This is a genomic window from Cognatundibacterium jejuense, assembly GCF_014284255.1.
In the GTDB taxonomy this organism is placed as follows: domain Bacteria; phylum Pseudomonadota; class Gammaproteobacteria; order Burkholderiales; family Burkholderiaceae_D; genus Undibacterium; species Undibacterium jejuense.
Genome location: NZ_JACOFV010000005.1, coordinates 182,303 through 198,742 on the forward strand (window position 1 = coordinate 182,303; position 16,440 = coordinate 198,742).

Sequence of the window (16,440 nt, forward strand, 5' to 3'; positions counted from 1 at the left end):
GCTAAGGCAGCCGTTAAATATGACAACTAAATTAGAAAAACTTGAGATTGCGGTCAAAGCCGTCTTAGGTGATCGTATTATCGAGTTAAAAAATGCTTTGGGCGAATTGACTGTGGTCGTTTCGCCATTAGAGTATTTGCAGGTGATGCGTGATTTGCGCGATCATCCTGATACCCATTTTGAAGAACTAATCGATCTTTGCGGTGTGGATTATTCTGCTTACGGTGACGGTGCTTGGGAAGGTGCGCGTTTTGCGGCCGTTTCTCATTTGCTGTCTGTGAAGAATAATTGCCGTTTGCGCGTACGTGTGTTTGCTGCAGATGATGAAATGCCAGTGATTCCTTCTCTGGTAAATATCTGGAATGCTGCCAACTGGTACGAGCGCGAAGCTTTTGATTTGTTTGGTATTTTGTTTGACGGACACAATGATTTGCGTCGAATTCTGACTGATTATGGTTTTATTGGTCACCCGTTCCGTAAAGATTTTCCAGTGTCTGGCTACGTTGAAATGCGCTACGACGCGGAGCAAAAGCGTGTTGTGTATCAGCCTGTGACGATAGAACCGCGTGAAAATACGCCGCGTATCATTCGTGAAGAAAATTACGGGATCAAATAATGGCCGAAATTAAGAACTATACCCTCAACTTTGGTCCTCAACATCCGGCCGCGCATGGGGTTTTGCGTTTGGTGTTGGAGTTGGATGGCGAAGTGATTCAGCGTGCGGATCCGCATATTGGGTTGTTGCATCGTGCAACTGAAAAGCTGGCTGAACAAAAAACTTTTCTGCAATCCGTTCCTTACATGGATAGGCTCGACTACGTGTCGATGATGTCCAATGAGCACGCCTACGTGATGGCGATTGAGAAAATGCTAGGGCTTGAAGTTCCTATGCGTGCTCAATACATTCGCGTCATGTTTGATGAAATTACACGTGTTCTGAATCACTTGATGTGGATCGGCGCCCATGCTCTCGACGTTGGTGCGATGGCGGTGTTTTTGTATGCATTCCGCGAACGTGAAGATTTGATGGATTGCTATGAAGCGGTCTCAGGCGCACGTTTGCATGCGGCTTACTATCGTCCAGGTGGTGTGTACCGTGATCTGCCGGAAAAAATGCCGCAGTTCACAACTTCGGCGTTAAAAAATGCCAAAGTGATGCGTGAAATGAATGAAAATCGCCATGGTTCCCTGCTCGATTTTATTGAGGATTTCACAAACCGCTTCCCAGGCTATGTTGATGAATACGAAACCCTGCTGACTGATAACCGTATCTGGAAACAGCGTTTGGTTGGTATTGGTGTGGTCAGTCCTGAACGTGCTTTGGCAAAAGGCTTTACTGGGCCAATGTTGCGTGGTTCAGGCATTGAATGGGATTTGCGTAAAAAGCAGCCTTACGAAATTTACGATTTGCTTGATTTTGATATTCCGGTTGGCGTGAATGGTGATTGCTATGATCGTTATTTGGTGCGTGTTGAAGAAATGCGCCAATCAAATCGTATCATCAAGCAATGCGTAGAGTGGCTGAGAAACAATCCGGGTCCTGTGATTTCTGAAAATCACAAAGTGACGCCACCACATCGCGTGGATATGAAGTCGAATATGGAAGCATTAATCCATCACTTCAAATTGTTCACTGAAGGTTTTCATGTTCCTGCTGGCGAAGCCTATGCAGCGGTTGAACATCCGAAAGGTGAATTTGGTATTTATTTGATGTCCGATGGCGCGAATAAACCATATCGTCTGAAGATCCGTGCGCCAGGTTATGCGCATTTGCAGGGTCTGGACGAGATGGCAAAGGGTCACATGATTGCTGATGCTGTAACTATCATCGGTACTCAGGATATTGTGTTTGGTGAGATTGATAGATAAAAGACGCTGACTGGCGTTGATTCGAGGCATTGGCTATGGTGTTATCAGAGCAGGCATTTAAAAAAATTGATCGCGAACTTGCAAAGTTCCCGACTGACCAACGGCAATCTGCCGTCATGGCGGCGTTGGCTATTGCTCAGGACGAAACCGGTTGGGTATCTCCAGAGGTCATGCAGACTTTGGCAGATTACATCGGTATGCCTGCGGTCGCGGTTCAAGAGGTGGCAACCTTCTATAATATGTACAACACGAAACCTGTGGGCAAGTTCAAGATTTCCGTATGTACTAATCTGCCATGTGCTTTGTCTGGCGGTGAGCGCGCTGCGCTGCACTTAAAGCAAAAACTGGGTATCGATTACAAAGAAACGACAGCGGACGGCCAATTTACTTTGGTTGAGGGCGAATGTATGGGCGCGTGTGGTGATGCGCCGGTCATGCTGGTCAATAACAAGCGTATGTGCAGCCTGATGTCGAACGATAAGATTGATGGTCTGGTAAGCGAACTGAAAGAGGCGGGTAAATAATGACGAGTCTGCATAATCGCCATATTAAGCCTTTGATTCTGGCTGGTCTGGATGGCAAAAACTGGCATCTGCAAGATTACGTAGCCCGTGGTGGTTACGAATCTCTGAAACGTATTTTGTCGGAAAAAATTCCGCCAGAGCAGGTAATAGCTGAGTTGAAAGCATCTTCACTGCGTGGTCGCGGTGGAGCTGGCTTCCCGACTGGCTTGAAGTGGAGCTTCATGCCACGTCAGTTTCCAGGTCAAAAATATCTGGTATGTAATACCGACGAAGGCGAACCAGGTACATTTAAAGATCGCGACATCATTCGCTATAACCCGCATGCTTTGATCGAAGGTATGGCCATTGGTGCGTACGCGATGGGCATCACAGTTGGCTATAACTACATTCACGGCGAAATTTTTGCTGACTATGATCGCTTTGAAGAAGCGATTGAAGAGGCGCGCGCTGCTGGTATGTTAGGTGACAAGATTGCAGGCTCTGATTTTTCTTTCCAATTGCATGCATTCCATGGTTATGGTGCGTATATATGTGGTGAAGAAACAGCCTTGCTCGAATCACTCGAAGGAAAAAAAGGTCAGCCACGCTTCAAGCCACCTTTCCCGGCAAGTTTTGGTCTGTACGGTAAGCCGACAACCATCAATAACACAGAGACTTTTGCTGCTGTTCCGTTTGTATTGGCAATGGGTGGCGAGAAATACGCTGCCTTGGGTAAGCCAAACAATGGCGGTACTAAAATTTTTTCTATGTCCGGTGACGTTGCTAAACCAGGTAACTACGAAGTTCCAATGGGAACACCGTTTGCTACACTGCTCGAATTAGCTGGCGGCATGCGCGATGGTAAGAAAATTAAAGCGGTTATTCCAGGTGGTTCTTCAATGCCAGTATTGACTGGTGACGTGATGATGGCCACCGATATGGATTACGATTCCATCGCCAAAGCCGGTTCTATGCTGGGTTCAGGTGCTGTGATCGTGATGGATGAAACACGTTGCATGGTCAAATCATTGTTGCGCTTGTCTTACTTCTATTTTGAAGAGTCTTGTGGTCAATGTACGCCTTGCCGTGAAGGTACTGGCTGGTTGTATCGTATGGTTCATCGTATTGAGCACGGTCAGGGGCGTCCTGAAGATCTGGATATGTTGAACTCTATTGCTGACAACATTCAAGGCAAAACGATTTGCGCTTTGGGTGATGCCGCTGCAATGCCAGTTCGTGCATTTATCAAGAATTTCCGCGAAGAATTTGAATATCACATCGAGCATAAGCATTGCTTGGTTCCCACTTACCTGTAAGCCAGATTCGGTTAGCACACTTAGAGTAGACCATGGTTGAAATCGAAATAGACGGCAAAAAAGTCGAAGTCCTAGAGGGTAGTATGGTGATGGATGCGGCCAATAAACTTGGCACATACATCCCTCATTTTTGCTATCACAAAAAATTATCTATTGCGGCGAACTGCCGCATGTGTCTGGTTGAGGTTGAAAAAGCACCTAAGCCATTGCCAGCTTGCGCGACACCAGTAACGCCTGGGATGATCGTACGTTCATCCAGCGATAAAGCGGTGAAAGCACAAAAAGCGGTAATGGAATTCTTGCTGATTAATCACCCACTGGATTGCCCGATTTGCGATCAAGGTGGTGAGTGCCAATTGCAAGATCTGGCTGTCGGCTACGGTGCTACAGCTTCACGCTACGAAGAAGAAAAACGCGTGGTGTTCCACAAAGATGTGGGGCCGCTGGTTTCAATGGAAGAAATGAGTCGTTGCATTCATTGCACACGTTGCGTACGTTTCGGTCAGGAAATCGCTGGGGTGATGGAGCTCGGCATGCTTAATCGTGGCGAACACTCTGAAATCACATCGTTTGTCGGTCAGACAGTTGATTCCGAATTGTCTGGCAATATGATCGATCTGTGCCCAGTAGGCGCATTGACGTCTAAGCCATTCCGTTACTCAGCCCGCACATGGGAATTGTCTCGTCGTAAATCCGTTAGTGCACATGATGCCCTTGGTTCTAACCTGATCGTTCAGGTCAAGAACGGCAAGGTCATGCGCGTTGTGCCGATGGAAAACGAAGATGTGAATGAATGCTGGATTTCTGATAAGGATCGTTTCTCTTACGAAGCCTTGAATAGTTCTGAGCGTTTGACTAAGCCCATGATCAAACAAGGCGGTCAATGGCAAGAAACTGATTGGCAAACTGCACTCGAATACGTCGCTCACGGTCTGCGCAATGTAAAACATGAGCACGGTGCTGAGGCCATCGCAGCGGTTGCGGCGCCACATTCCACGCTTGAAGAATTATCTTTGCTGCAACGCGTCGTGCGCGGTCTGGGCTCTGATAATGTTGATTTCCGTCTGCGCGAATCTGACTTCAGTTTGAATGGTCAGATCAAGCCTTGGTTGGGTACATCGATCAGCCAGTTTGGAAAATTAAAAAACGTCTTTATCGTCGGTTCTTTCTTGCGTAAAGATCACCCAGTTCTGGCTGCACGTTTGCGTCAATCCGTAAAATTGGGCACCAAATTAAGCGTCTTGAATTCCAGTGACGATGATCAGTTGATGAAGCTGACTAACAAAGCAATTCTGGCACCATCCGCATGGGTTTCTTTCCTCGCTGAAGTAGCGGTTGCAGTTGCCGCTAAAAAGGAAGTGGCGGCTCCTGCTGGTTTTGAAGGTGTTAATGCAACTGAAGTTGCATCAAAAATCGCTGATAGCCTGATCGCAGGGGATGCAGGTGTGTTTTTGGGTAACACCGCGTCCTACCATCCAGAAGCAGCGAAATTGCACGCGCTGGTGCAGTGGATTGCCAAAAATGCAGACGCAACTTTCGGATATTTGACCGAAGCAGCGAACACTGTAGGTGGCTACCTCGCGAATGCGATTCCGGCTACCTCTGCAAAGCCAGTTTTCGCTGAAGCTAAAAAAGCTTACATCGTATTGCACGCTGAACCAATGTTGGATTCTGCGCATCCGGTACAAGCAAAAGCCGCCTTGGCGCAAGCTGATATGGTGGTTGTCATGTCACCGTTCAAACACGGCGCAGAATACGCTGACGTACTGTTGCCTGTATCACCTTTCACAGAAACGTCTGGTACGTTTGTGAACTGCGAAGGTCGTCCGCAAAGTTTCCACGGTGTGGTAAAACCTTTAGGTGATACTCGTCCGGCGTGGAAAGTCTTGCGCGTCTTAGGCAATTTGTTGGGGCTGGGAAAATTCGACTACGAAACTGCTGAAAGTATTCGTGATGAGGTATTAGGTCAAGCGGATATCGTTTCACGTTTGAACAATCTGACATCCGCTGCACCAACGCTCAGCACTGCTGGAACTGGTCTGGAACGTTTGACAGACGTGTCGATTTACAGCACTGATGGCATTGTTCGTCGCGCAGAATCACTGCAAAAAACGGCAGATGCTCAAGCAACGCTGGCATGGATTAGTGCTGGCTTGGCGCAAAAATTGGGTGTCAGCAACGGCGATATGGTCAAGTTCACGAAAGGTGGTTCAATCTTGTTGAATGTTGGTGTTGATCAATCTCTTCCTGAAAATGTAGTCCGGGTAGCGGCAGGTCATGAAACGACCAGCAATCTTGACGGCATGTTTGGTGCAATTACTGTGGAGCGTGCGTAATGAGTTTGCTGCTCACTATTGAAAGCGTGGGGCAGGGTACGTTTGGCTATTTATGGCCTTTAATCTGGACCCTGATTAAAATCGTTGCTATTACCCTGCCAGTGATGGGCTGTGTTGCTTACCTCACGCTGTGGGAACGTAAAATGATTGGCTGGATGCATATCCGTCTTGGCCCTAATCGCGTTGGTCCCGCTGGCTTGCTGCAACCGATCGCCGATGCGGTGAAACTGCTGTTAAAAGAAATTATCGTTCCGGCAAAAGCTAACAAAGTGTTGTTTATCTTGGCGCCAATCATGACGATTATGCCGGCTTTAGCTGCCTGGTCTGTGATTCCTTTCGGACCAGAAACAGTATTGGCAAACGTTAATGCTGGTTTGCTGTTGGTAATGGCAATTACTTCGATGGAAGTCTACGGTATTATCATCGCGGGTTGGGCTTCTAACTCTAAGTATGCATTCCTAGGTGCAATGCGCGCTTCCGCACAGATGGTTTCCTATGAAATTGCCATGGGCTTTGCTCTGGTCATCGTATTGATGGTGTCCGGTAGTTTGAATCTTACTGATATCGTTAATGGCCAGTCTAAAGGCTACTTCGCGCACATGGGTCTGAATTTCTTGTCTTGGAACTGGTTGCCGTTGTTGCCGATTTTTGTTGTGTATGTCATTTCTGGTATCGCTGAAACGAATCGTCACCCATTCGACGTGGTAGAAGGTGAATCTGAGATCGTTGCAGGTCACATGGTTGAGTACTCTGGTATGTCGTTTGCCATGTTCTTCCTGGCTGAATACGCGAACATGATTTTGATTTCTGCGATGGCATCGTTGATGTTCCTTGGCGGCTGGTCGTCACCATTTAGTTTCCTGGACTTTATCCCGGGTTGGATCTGGCTCGGTATCAAGACTTTTGTTGTGGTTTCCATGTTCATCTGGGCACGTGCATCTTTCCCACGCTATCGCTATGACCAGATCATGCGTTTGGGCTGGAAAGTATTTATCCCCCTGACTTTAGTGTATTTGGTGTTTGTCGCAGCGTGGATGCAAACGCCGTGGAATATTTGGAAGTAAGAGGCTGAAGAAAATGGAAGCAATTAAAGATTTTTTTGGCAGCCTGATGCTGCGCGAATTGATTAAGGGATTGGCATTGACCGGTCGCTATATGTTCGCTCGCAAAATTACTGTCCAATTTCCGGAAGAAAAAACACCGCAATCCCCACGGTTTCGTGGATTGCATGCTTTACGGCGCTACCCGAATGGTGAAGAGCGTTGTATTGCATGTAAATTGTGTGAGGCGGTTTGTCCTGCGATGGCAATCACGATTGAATCCGATCAACGTGCTGACGGTTCCCGCCGTACTACTCGCTACGATATTGACTTAACTAAATGTATTTTCTGCGGTTTCTGCGAAGAATCATGCCCGGTTGACTCTATCGTTGAGACACATGTTCTGGAATACCACGGCGAGAAACGCGGCGATCTGTATTTTACAAAAGAGATGTTGTTAGCCGTAGGCGATCGCTACGAAACACAAATTGCGGCAGCTCGTGAAGCTGACGCAGCTTACCGATAATTGGAACGGTTTCGATATGGAATTTACAACCGCATTATTTTATGTATTTGCAGCGATTTTGATTCTCGCTGCGACGCAGGTGATTACAGCGCGTAATCCTGTGCATTCGGCACTGTTTCTGGTGCTCGCATTTTTTACCGCATCCGGTATCTGGATGTTGCTCAAAGCAGAGTTTCTGGCCATCGTTCTGGTGTTGGTTTATGTTGGCGCCGTCATGGTCTTGTTCTTGTTCGTAGTGATGATGCTTGATATCGATCTCGACAAGTTGCGTGCGGGATTCTGGAGTCACTTTCCATTGGCGTTGACAGTTGGTGTGGTGGTGGTGTTGGAAATGTCGGCGGTGTTGTGGCGCGGTTTCCTGACTGTCGGCAGACAGATTCACGGTGACTCCGGCAATATTGGTGATACTAAAAATCTGGGTCTGGTTATTTTTACACATTACCAATTAGCGTTTGAAGTTGCAGCGGCAATTTTGTTACTGGCGATTGTGGCAGCAGTGGCTTTGACTTTGCGTCGTCGTAAAGACAGTAAGTATGTTGATCCAGCACAAGCGGTCAAGGTACAAAGCAAAGATCGGGTACGTATTGTGAAGATGAAAGCAGAGTCTGACCGTGTGACTCTTGCAGCAACAGAAAAGCAGGGGAACTAATATGGCTTTGACATTGACGCATTACCTGGTTCTGGGTGCCATTTTATTCGCGATATCAATTGTTGGTATTTTTTTGAATCGCAAAAATATTATTGTGCTGCTCATGGCAATCGAATTGATGTTGCTCGCAGTGAACATTAATTTCATCGCGTTTTCTCATTATTTAGGAGACGCAGCGGGACAAATTTTCGTGTTCTTCATTCTGACGGTGGCGGCTGCTGAGTCCGCAATCGGTTTAGCGATTCTCGTAGTCATGTTCCGTAGCCTGGATACGATTAACGTTGAAGATCTGGACGCACTCAAGGGATAATGTGGATGGGTTGTTGTGGTGAGCAACAACCCCTCATTCGCTGGCGATTTAAAAAAAGTAACAAGCTAACAAAAGGGTCATCATGGCGGGGCAACTTAACCCACAACTATTATTGGCTGTACCTCTGGCACCATTGGCAGGATCTGCCATTGCGGGTTTGTTGGGCACCAAGTTCTTCGGTAACGTCGTGGGACGTAAAGTCTCACATACGGCAACAATACTTGGCGTATTGGTTGCTTTCATCATTTCATGCATGACCTTAAATGCGTTGATTGATGGCGCGCCAATTTACAACGCTACTTTGTATCAATGGATGCAGGTGGCAGGTTTGAAGCTGGAAGTAGGCTTTCTGGTCGATAATCTGACAGCAATGATGATGTGTGTGGTGACCTTCGTTTCACTGATGGTTCATATCTACACTATAGGTTATATGGCTGAAGATGAAGGTTACAATCGCTTCTTCTCATACATTTCCCTGTTCACGTTTTCGATGTTGATGCTGGTGATGAGCAACAACTTCTTGCAACTGTTCTTCGGTTGGGAAGCAGTGGGTCTGGTGTCATATCTGTTGATTGGTTTCTGGTACACCAAGCCAACAGCAATTTACGCGAATATGAAAGCTTTCTTAGTCAACCGTGTTGGTGACTTTGGCTTCATTCTCGGTATTGGTCTGATTCTGGCTTATGCTGGTTCTATGAACTACGCAGAAGTCTTCGCGAAGAAAGAAGAATTAGCAAAACTGCTGTTGCCTGGAACGAACTGGATGTTGATTACCGTTGCCTGTATATGCCTCTTCATCGGTGCAATGGGTAAGTCGGCGCAGTTTCCACTGCACGTTTGGTTGCCAGATTCGATGGAAGGTCCAACTCCAATTTCTGCGCTGATTCACGCGGCGACGATGGTGACTGCTGGTATTTTCATGGTTTCCCGTATGTCCCCGTTGTTTGAATTGTCTGATACCGCCTTGTCATTCATTCTGGTGATAGGTTCTATCACGGCCTTATTTATGGGTTTCCTTGGGATTATCCAAAACGATATCAAACGTGTGGTTGCTTATTCGACTTTGTCGCAGTTGGGTTACATGACTGTCGCACTCGGCGCTTCCGCCTACTCGGTTGCTGTATTCCACTTAATGACACATGCGTTTTTCAAAGCGTTGTTGTTCTTAGCGGCTGGTTCTGTGATCATCGGAATGCATCACGATCAAGACATTCGCAATATGGGGGGCTTGCGTAAATACATGCCTATTACGTGGATCACTTCTTTGATAGGTTCCCTGGCTCTGATCGGTACACCTTTCTTCTCAGGTTTCTACTCCAAAGATAGCATTATTGATGCTGTGCAAGCTTCACATCTGACCGGTGCTGGTTTTGCTCAGTTTGCCACCTTGGCTGGTGTTTTTGTAACGGCGTTCTACTCTTTCCGTATGTACTTCCTGGTGTTCCACGGTAAAGAAAACTTTGGACATGCTCATGGCCACGATCCTCATGCACACGATCACAAGGCACACGACAGTCATGCCCACGACGATCACGCGGATCATGATGAGCACCACGGCCTCGCACCAGGACAAAAACCGCACGAGTCTCCATTCGTGGTCTGGTTCCCATTGGTGATGCTGGCAATTCCATCTGTGATTATTGGTTTTATCGCGATTGAACCTATGTTGTTTGGCGCATTCTTTGAAAAAGTGATTACTGTCAATGAAGCTCACAAAGCAATGGAAGAATTGAAAGATGAATTCCATGGTCCAGTAGCGATGGCCGTCCATGCATTTACGTCTTTGCCGTTCTGGTTGGCCTTGGCTGGTGTGGTTACTTCGTATTTCTTCTACATGGTGAAACCGGCGATTCCGACGGCAATCAAGAAGCATTCAAGCGCTATCTACAATCTGCTTGATAACAAGTACTACATGGATAAATTCAATGAAATCGTATTCGCAGGCGGTGCTCGCGTGTTGGGTGGCGGATTGTGGAACATCGGTGACAAAGGTTTGATTGATGGTTTGGTGGTAAATGGTAGCGCGAAGTTAGTAGGTTGGTTCTCGCGTGGCATTCGTTTGTTCCAAAGTGGTTATATCTATCACTATGCTTTTGTAATGATTTTGGGTGTTCTGGGGTTCCTTGTGTACTTCATGCCATTCCCTTTTGCTAAATAAGTGACCTCGGCTATAAAAATATAATCATGATGCAGTCAACTTCCTCCTTACTCAGCCTGGCGATTTGGTGTCCGATCGCGTTTGGCCTCTTTGTATTAGCTTTCGGTCGGGATGAAAATCCCGGTCTGGTGCGCGGTGTTTCGCTTATCGGTTCTCTGGCAAGCTTTTTGGTAACTTTGCCTTTGATTACCCATTTTGATAACAATGCGCATGGCATGCAATTTGTTGAAAAATTCGCGTGGATAGAAAAATTTAACGTTTTTTACTCATTGGGAATTGATGGTATCTCTCTGTGGCTAATCCCTTTGACAGCGTTCATTACCGTGATCGTGGTGATCGCTGCATGGCAGGTAATTGAGAAGCAAGTTGCTCAGTATATGGGTGCGTTCCTGATCTTGTCTGGACTAATGATCGGTGTATTTTCAGCGTTGGACGGCATGCTGTTCTACGTGTTCTTCGAAGCAACTTTGATTCCTATGTACATCATTGTGGGTATCTGGGGCGGCCCGAATCGCGTGTATGCAGCGTTCAAGTTCTTCTTGTACACCTTGCTCGGTTCTTTGTTAACACTGGTTGCCATCATTTATCTGTACAACAAAGCAGGTCATTCTTTCGATATTCTTGATTGGCACAAACTGCCGTTGAGCATGTCAGAACAAATCATGATCTTCTGTGCTTTCCTGATGGCGTTTGCAGTGAAAGTACCAATGTGGCCAGTACATACATGGTTGCCAGATGCTCACGTGGAAGCGCCTACCGGTGGTTCTGTTGTGTTGGCAGCGATCATGTTGAAATTGGGCGCTTATGGTTTCTTGCGCTTCTCCTTGCCAATCGCTCCTGATGCAAGCCATTACATGGCCGGTTTCATGATCACGTTGTCTTTGATCGCGGTAATCTATATTGGCTTAGTAGCTTTGGTACAGGCTGACATGAAAAAGCTGGTTGCGTATTCTTCCATTGCGCATATGGGTTTCGTTACTCTGGGCTTCTTCATGTTTAACGCGATGTCCATGCAAGGCGCAATTGTGCAGATGATTTCCCACGGTTTTATTTCCGGGGCAATGTTCTTGTGTATTGGTGTACTGTATGACCGCGTACACTCACGTCAAATCGTCGACTACGGTGGCGTGGTTAACAAAATGCCTAAGTTTGCTGCATTGTTTGTATTGTTCTCCATGGCTAACTGCGGTTTGCCTGCGACGTCGGGTTTCGTTGGTGAGTTCATGGTGATTTTGGGCGCAGTTCAATTTAATTTCTGGATTGGTATGCTGGCTGCTACGGCCTTGATTTTTGGTGCAGCTTACTCTTTGTGGATGGTTAAACGTGTTGTATTCGGTAAAATTACGAATGACCATGTTGCTCACTTAAGTGATATCAATAAGCGCGAGTTTTTTATGCTGGGTGTTTTAGCGATTGCAGTCATTGCAATGGGGCTGTATCCAGCACCATTTACTGATGCGATGCAAGTCTCAGTAAGTGATCTTTTGAAGCATGTGGCTGTGTCTAAGTTGCCACTCTAATTAAGGATATAGACAAGCAAGCCCGTCACACGGTTTTCGATTCGCAAATCGTGTGATAGCAGATCAATGCTAGTAGAACTGAATAATATGAACTTCACACCACTTTATCCTGAAATATTTTTGCTGCTGGCGACCTGTGCAATTTTGCTGGTCGATATGTTTTTGGCGGACAGCAAGCGTAACGTGACTTATGTCATGAGTATTGTCGCGTTGTTTGTGTGCGGGGCTCTGACCTTAGCGACGGCAAATAGCGGAGGATCGACCTACGTTAGCAATAACATGTTTGTGTCTGATCCTATGTCTATGCTGCTGAAGATGTTCTCCTACGTCGCGGTGGGTATGACGCTTATTTACTCTCGTCAATACGTTACAGACAGAGGTATGACTAACGGCAAATTGGGCGGAGAATTTTACGTTCTTGCTTTGTTCGCCTTACTTGGTCAAATGATTATGATCTCAGGAAATAATTTCCTGATTATTTACTTGGGCCTGGAATTGATGTCCTTGTCGCTGTACGCATTGGTTGCTTTGCGCCGCGATCACACGGTATCTACGGAAGCAGCGATGAAGTACTTTATTCTGGGTGCTTTAGCTTCTGGTTTCATGTTGTACGGTATTTCGATGTTGTACGGTGCCACTGGTTCGTTGGATTTGTCTGAAGTTGCAAAAGCTGCAGCATCCCCAATCGCTAATAAAACGATTCTTGTGTTTGGTATCGTGTTCCTGGTTGCTGGCCTGGCGTTCAAACTAGGTGTTGTGCCTTTCCACATGTGGGTGCCTGACGTTTATCAAGGTTCTCCAACTGCAGTTACCTTGTTGTTGGGCGGTGCGCCAAAATTGGCAGCGTTTGCAATTACCTTCCGTTTGTTGGTCGAAGGTTTGTTCTCCCAGGCAGTTGATTGGCAACAAATGCTGGTTGTACTGGCTGTATTGTCCATGGCTATCGGTAACCTCACGGCAATTGCGCAGACAAATTTGAAGCGCATGCTGGCGTACTCCACCATTTCTCAAATGGGTTTCATGTTGCTAGGATTGTTGTCTGGCGTTGTGAACGGCAACACCAGTATGGCTGCTGATGCCTATAGTGCGTCGATGTTTTACAGTATTACCTACGTCTTGACGACACTAGGTACTTTCGGTGTGATTATGTTGTTGTCACGTTCTGGCTTCGAAGCAGAAAATCTCGAAGATTTGAAAGGTCTCAACAGGCGTTCCCCATGGTTTGCATTGGTCATGTTGTTATTGATGTTCTCATTGGCTGGTATTCCTCCAATGATGGGTTTTTACGCAAAATTGTCCGTGTTGCAATCCGTAATTGCAAGTGGGCAGATCTGGCTCGCACTGGTTGCAGTATTGTTCTCTCTGATTGGTACTTTCTATTACCTGCGCGTGGTGAAATTAATGTACTTCGATGAGCCTTCGGATAGTGCAATCATCAATCCTAGCTTTGATGTTCGCATGATCTTGAGCTTGAATGGTATTGCTGTACTTGTATTAGGCGTCATGCCGGGCGGTTTGATGACTGCATGTCTAAATGCAATTGTTAAGACACTTGCATCGTAAGATGGAAAAGGTTGAATCTTTTGAGTAGCTCTGCATCTGTGTGGTTGGTGGTAGTGTTGGCAGTATTGGCTGCCAACCTGCCATTCATCAATGAGCGCTGTTTCGCCTTGTTTGCGATACAGCGTTTTTCTTTGGTTAAGCCTTTTTGGCTGCGCATCGTCGAGATCATCGTGCTTTATGTGTTTGTCGGTGAATTCGGTTTTGCGCTTGAACGTAATGCTGGCAATGCGTTCCCGCAAGGATGGGAATTCTATGCAATCAGTTTTTGCCTGTTCATTGTCTTGGGCTTTCCCGGTTTTGTATATCGTTATTTGAGGCGCGATCATGTCTGAAATAGATTTAACAGACAGCCATTTGCGCGAACATAAAATAGATGGTGTTCTGGCCTACGACGGAGATTTTCTTCAGGTTCAGAAGGACCGAATTACCCTCCCAGATGGTAAGCAGGCAACGCGTGAATACATAAGACACCCTGGTGCGGTCGTCATCATTCCTTTATTTGATGACGGTACCGTTCTGATGGAAAGACAATTTCGCTATCCTTTGGACAGAGTATTTATTGAATTTCCTGCCGGTAAAATTGACCCAGGCGAAGATAAATTGATCTGCGCACAACGCGAGTTGAAAGAAGAAACAGGCTACACTGCACAAAGTTGGCGGCATGTTTGCACCATTCATAATGCCATCGCTTATGCCGATGAGCATCTTGAAATCTATCTGGCACAAGGCTTGACGGCGGGTGAGGCGAGATTGGACGAGGAAGAGTTCCTGGAAACATTCGTAGCTACCCAATCTGAGCTGCTGGATTGGGTACGTGAGGGCAAGATCACTGATGTGAAAACGGTCATAGGTACGTTCTGGTTGGAAAAAATCCTGAAACAGCAATGGTAGTTTGAAGCTTATTTAAACCGATTAACGGTGAATCAACCCTGACCTAATAAAAAAGCCGCTGGAATATTTCAGCGGCTTTTGTTTTAGCAAAACCAATATTACATATTCGGATAATTAGGACCGCCACCACCTTCAGGTGTTACCCATACGATATTCTGGGTTGGGTCTTTAATATCGCAAGTTTTGCAGTGAACACAGTTTTGCGAGTTGATCTGCAAGCGGTCTTTGCCGTCATCCGTCTTCATGAACTCGTATACACCTGCAGGGCAGTAACGTGCTTCCGGGCCTGCGTATTTAGCCAGATTTACATCCACTGGAACATTGGCATTTTTTAATGTCAGGTGGATAGGCTGATCTTCAGCATGATTGGTGTTCGAAATGAAAACAGAAGATAAACGATCAAACGTCAGCTTGCCATCCGGCTTTGGATAAACGATAGGCTGGAACTCAGAAGCAGGGCGCAGACATTCGTGATCAGCATGGGTATGGCGCAGAGTCCAAGGTGCTTTACCGCCGAAGACCACTTGATCGATGCCGACCATCAAAGTGCCGAGGTACAAACCTTTACTCATCCATGGCTTAAAGTTGCGCGCTTTGTGCAATTCTTCATGCAACCATGATGCTTCGAACGCTGCGCTGTAGGCAGTAATTTCATCGTATTGACGATTTTCACCCAAGGCCGCAAATACCGCATCCGCGGCCAGCATGCCGGTTTTGATCGCGGCATGGCTACCTTTGATGCGGCTGGCATTTAAGAAACCAGCATCACAACCGATCAAGGCGCCACCAGGGAAAGTCAGTTTAGGTAAAGATTGTAAGCCACCAGCAGTAATCGCGCGCGCACCGTAAGCGATACGTTTACCGCCTTCAAAGAATTTGCGAATTTCTGGATGTGTCTTATAGCGCTGAAACTCTTCGTATGGTGACAGGTAAGGGTTTTCGTAACCGAGACCAACGACGTAACCCACTGCCACCTGATTATTTTCCAGGTGATACAAGAAGGAGCCACCGTAGGTATCTGCATCTAAAGGCCAACCAGCGGAGTGGATGACCAGACCAGGCTGATGTTTCGCTGGATCGATTTCCCACAATTCTTTAATACCAATGCCATAAGTCTGTGGATCTTTACCTTTGTTTAGATCATATTTAGCAATCAGTTGCTTACCAAGGTGGCCACGGGCACCTTCCGCAAACAAAGTGTATTTGGCATGCAATTCCATCCCCAACTGAAATGCAGGGCCAGGTTCGCCTTCACGATTGACACCCATATTTCCAGTGGCGACACCTTTCACAGAACCGTCGTCGTTATACAAAATTTCTGCCGCAGGGAATCCTGGGAAAATTTCTACGCCCAATGCTTCAGCTTGCTGCCCTAACCAACGTACGACATTCGCCAGAGAAATAACGAAATTGCCATGGTTTTGGAAGCACTGTGGCAACATCCAGTTTGGTGTTTTGTGTGCTTTAGTTTCGGTCAGAAACAAGAAGCGATCTTCTGTTACTGGCGTATTGAGCGGTGCGCCGAGTTCTTTCCAGTTTGGAATGAGTTCGGTCAGTGCCTGCGGATCCATAACTGCACCAGACAGGATATGCGCGCCAAGCTCGCCGCCTTTTTCAAGGACGCACACGGACACCTCAGAGCCTTTTTCTGCTGCTAGTTTTTTTAACTTAATCGCCGCAGATAAACCTGCAGGCCCACCACCCACAATAACGACATCGTATTCCATGGTGTCGCGTGGACCGTATTGTTCAAGAATGT

Annotated in this window: 15 protein-coding genes; 14 read left to right on the forward strand and 1 reads right to left on the reverse strand. The window is 46.6% G+C overall.

Going from position 1 to position 16,440, the window contains the following annotated elements; translation table 11 throughout:
- Positions 1–19 precede the first annotated feature (19 nt).
- The 14 genes from H8K32_RS07475 to H8K32_RS07540 all read left to right on the forward strand — a co-directional run bounded on the left by H8K32_RS07475 (position 20) and on the right by H8K32_RS07540 (position 14,681).
- Positions 20–616, forward strand: a complete 597-nt coding sequence (locus H8K32_RS07475) for an NADH-quinone oxidoreductase subunit C (protein ID WP_186911855.1) — start codon at positions 20–22, stop codon at positions 614–616.
- Positions 616–1,869 carry an NADH-quinone oxidoreductase subunit D gene (locus H8K32_RS07480; RefSeq protein ID WP_186911856.1) on the forward strand — a complete coding sequence of 418 codons (1,254 nt, stop codon included), beginning with the start codon at positions 616–618 and terminating at the stop codon, positions 1,867–1,869. Before H8K32_RS07475 ends, H8K32_RS07480 begins: the two co-directional genes overlap by 1 nt.
- Positions 1,870–1,904: 35 nt before the next feature.
- A complete protein-coding gene (gene nuoE / locus H8K32_RS07485; RefSeq protein WP_186911857.1) occupies positions 1,905–2,393 on the forward strand; it encodes an NADH-quinone oxidoreductase subunit NuoE in 489 nt (162 codons plus the stop codon).
- Positions 2,393–3,688 (forward strand): NADH-quinone oxidoreductase subunit NuoF, encoded by a 1,296-nt coding sequence (nuoF, locus tag H8K32_RS07490; protein WP_186911858.1) that lies wholly within the window; start codon positions 2,393–2,395, stop codon positions 3,686–3,688. Before nuoE ends, nuoF begins: the two co-directional genes overlap by 1 nt.
- A 32-nt stretch (positions 3,689–3,720) precedes the next feature.
- A complete protein-coding gene (gene nuoG / locus H8K32_RS07495; protein WP_186911859.1) occupies positions 3,721–6,024 on the forward strand; it encodes an NADH-quinone oxidoreductase subunit NuoG in 2,304 nt (767 codons plus the stop codon).
- On the forward strand, positions 6,024–7,088 hold the full coding sequence (gene nuoH / locus H8K32_RS07500) for an NADH-quinone oxidoreductase subunit NuoH (RefSeq protein WP_186911860.1): 1,065 nt from the start codon (positions 6,024–6,026) through the stop codon (positions 7,086–7,088). The genes nuoG and nuoH overlap by 1 nt, the downstream gene beginning before the upstream one ends.
- 13 nt (positions 7,089–7,101) lie before the next feature.
- Positions 7,102–7,590 carry an NADH-quinone oxidoreductase subunit NuoI gene (gene nuoI / locus H8K32_RS07505; RefSeq protein ID WP_186911861.1) on the forward strand — a complete coding sequence of 163 codons (489 nt, stop codon included), beginning with the start codon at positions 7,102–7,104 and terminating at the stop codon, positions 7,588–7,590.
- Between the two features lie 16 nt (positions 7,591–7,606).
- Entirely contained in the window at positions 7,607–8,239 is a 633-nt protein-coding gene (locus tag H8K32_RS07510; RefSeq protein WP_186911862.1) for an NADH-quinone oxidoreductase subunit J, read from the forward strand.
- A gap of 1 nt (position 8,240) precedes the next feature.
- Complete coding sequence (gene nuoK / locus H8K32_RS07515; protein WP_186911863.1) at positions 8,241–8,549, forward strand: NADH-quinone oxidoreductase subunit NuoK; 309 nt, start codon at positions 8,241–8,243, stop codon at positions 8,547–8,549.
- 82 nt (positions 8,550–8,631) lie between these two features.
- A complete protein-coding gene (gene nuoL / locus H8K32_RS07520; RefSeq protein ID WP_186911864.1) occupies positions 8,632–10,707 on the forward strand; it encodes an NADH-quinone oxidoreductase subunit L in 2,076 nt (691 codons plus the stop codon).
- Between the two features lie 26 nt (positions 10,708–10,733).
- Positions 10,734–12,227, forward strand: a complete 1,494-nt coding sequence (locus H8K32_RS07525; protein WP_186911865.1) for an NADH-quinone oxidoreductase subunit M — start codon at positions 10,734–10,736, stop codon at positions 12,225–12,227.
- Between the two features lie 66 nt (positions 12,228–12,293).
- Positions 12,294–13,790 (forward strand): NADH-quinone oxidoreductase subunit NuoN, encoded by a 1,497-nt coding sequence (gene nuoN, locus H8K32_RS07530; RefSeq protein ID WP_390312741.1) that lies wholly within the window; start codon positions 12,294–12,296, stop codon positions 13,788–13,790.
- A gap of 20 nt (positions 13,791–13,810) precedes the next feature.
- Complete coding sequence (locus H8K32_RS07535; protein WP_186911866.1) at positions 13,811–14,122, forward strand: DUF2818 family protein; 312 nt, start codon at positions 13,811–13,813, stop codon at positions 14,120–14,122.
- Positions 14,115–14,681, forward strand: a complete 567-nt coding sequence (locus H8K32_RS07540; RefSeq protein ID WP_186911867.1) for an NUDIX domain-containing protein — start codon at positions 14,115–14,117, stop codon at positions 14,679–14,681. Before H8K32_RS07535 ends, H8K32_RS07540 begins: the two co-directional genes overlap by 8 nt.
- Positions 14,682–14,779: 98 nt before the next feature.
- On the opposite strand, the gene H8K32_RS07545 is transcribed toward H8K32_RS07540, so the two are convergent.
- On the reverse strand, positions 14,780–16,408 hold the full coding sequence (locus H8K32_RS07545) for an electron transfer flavoprotein-ubiquinone oxidoreductase (protein WP_390312769.1): 1,629 nt from the start codon (positions 16,406–16,408) through the stop codon (positions 14,780–14,782).
- Positions 16,409–16,440 lie beyond the last annotated feature (32 nt).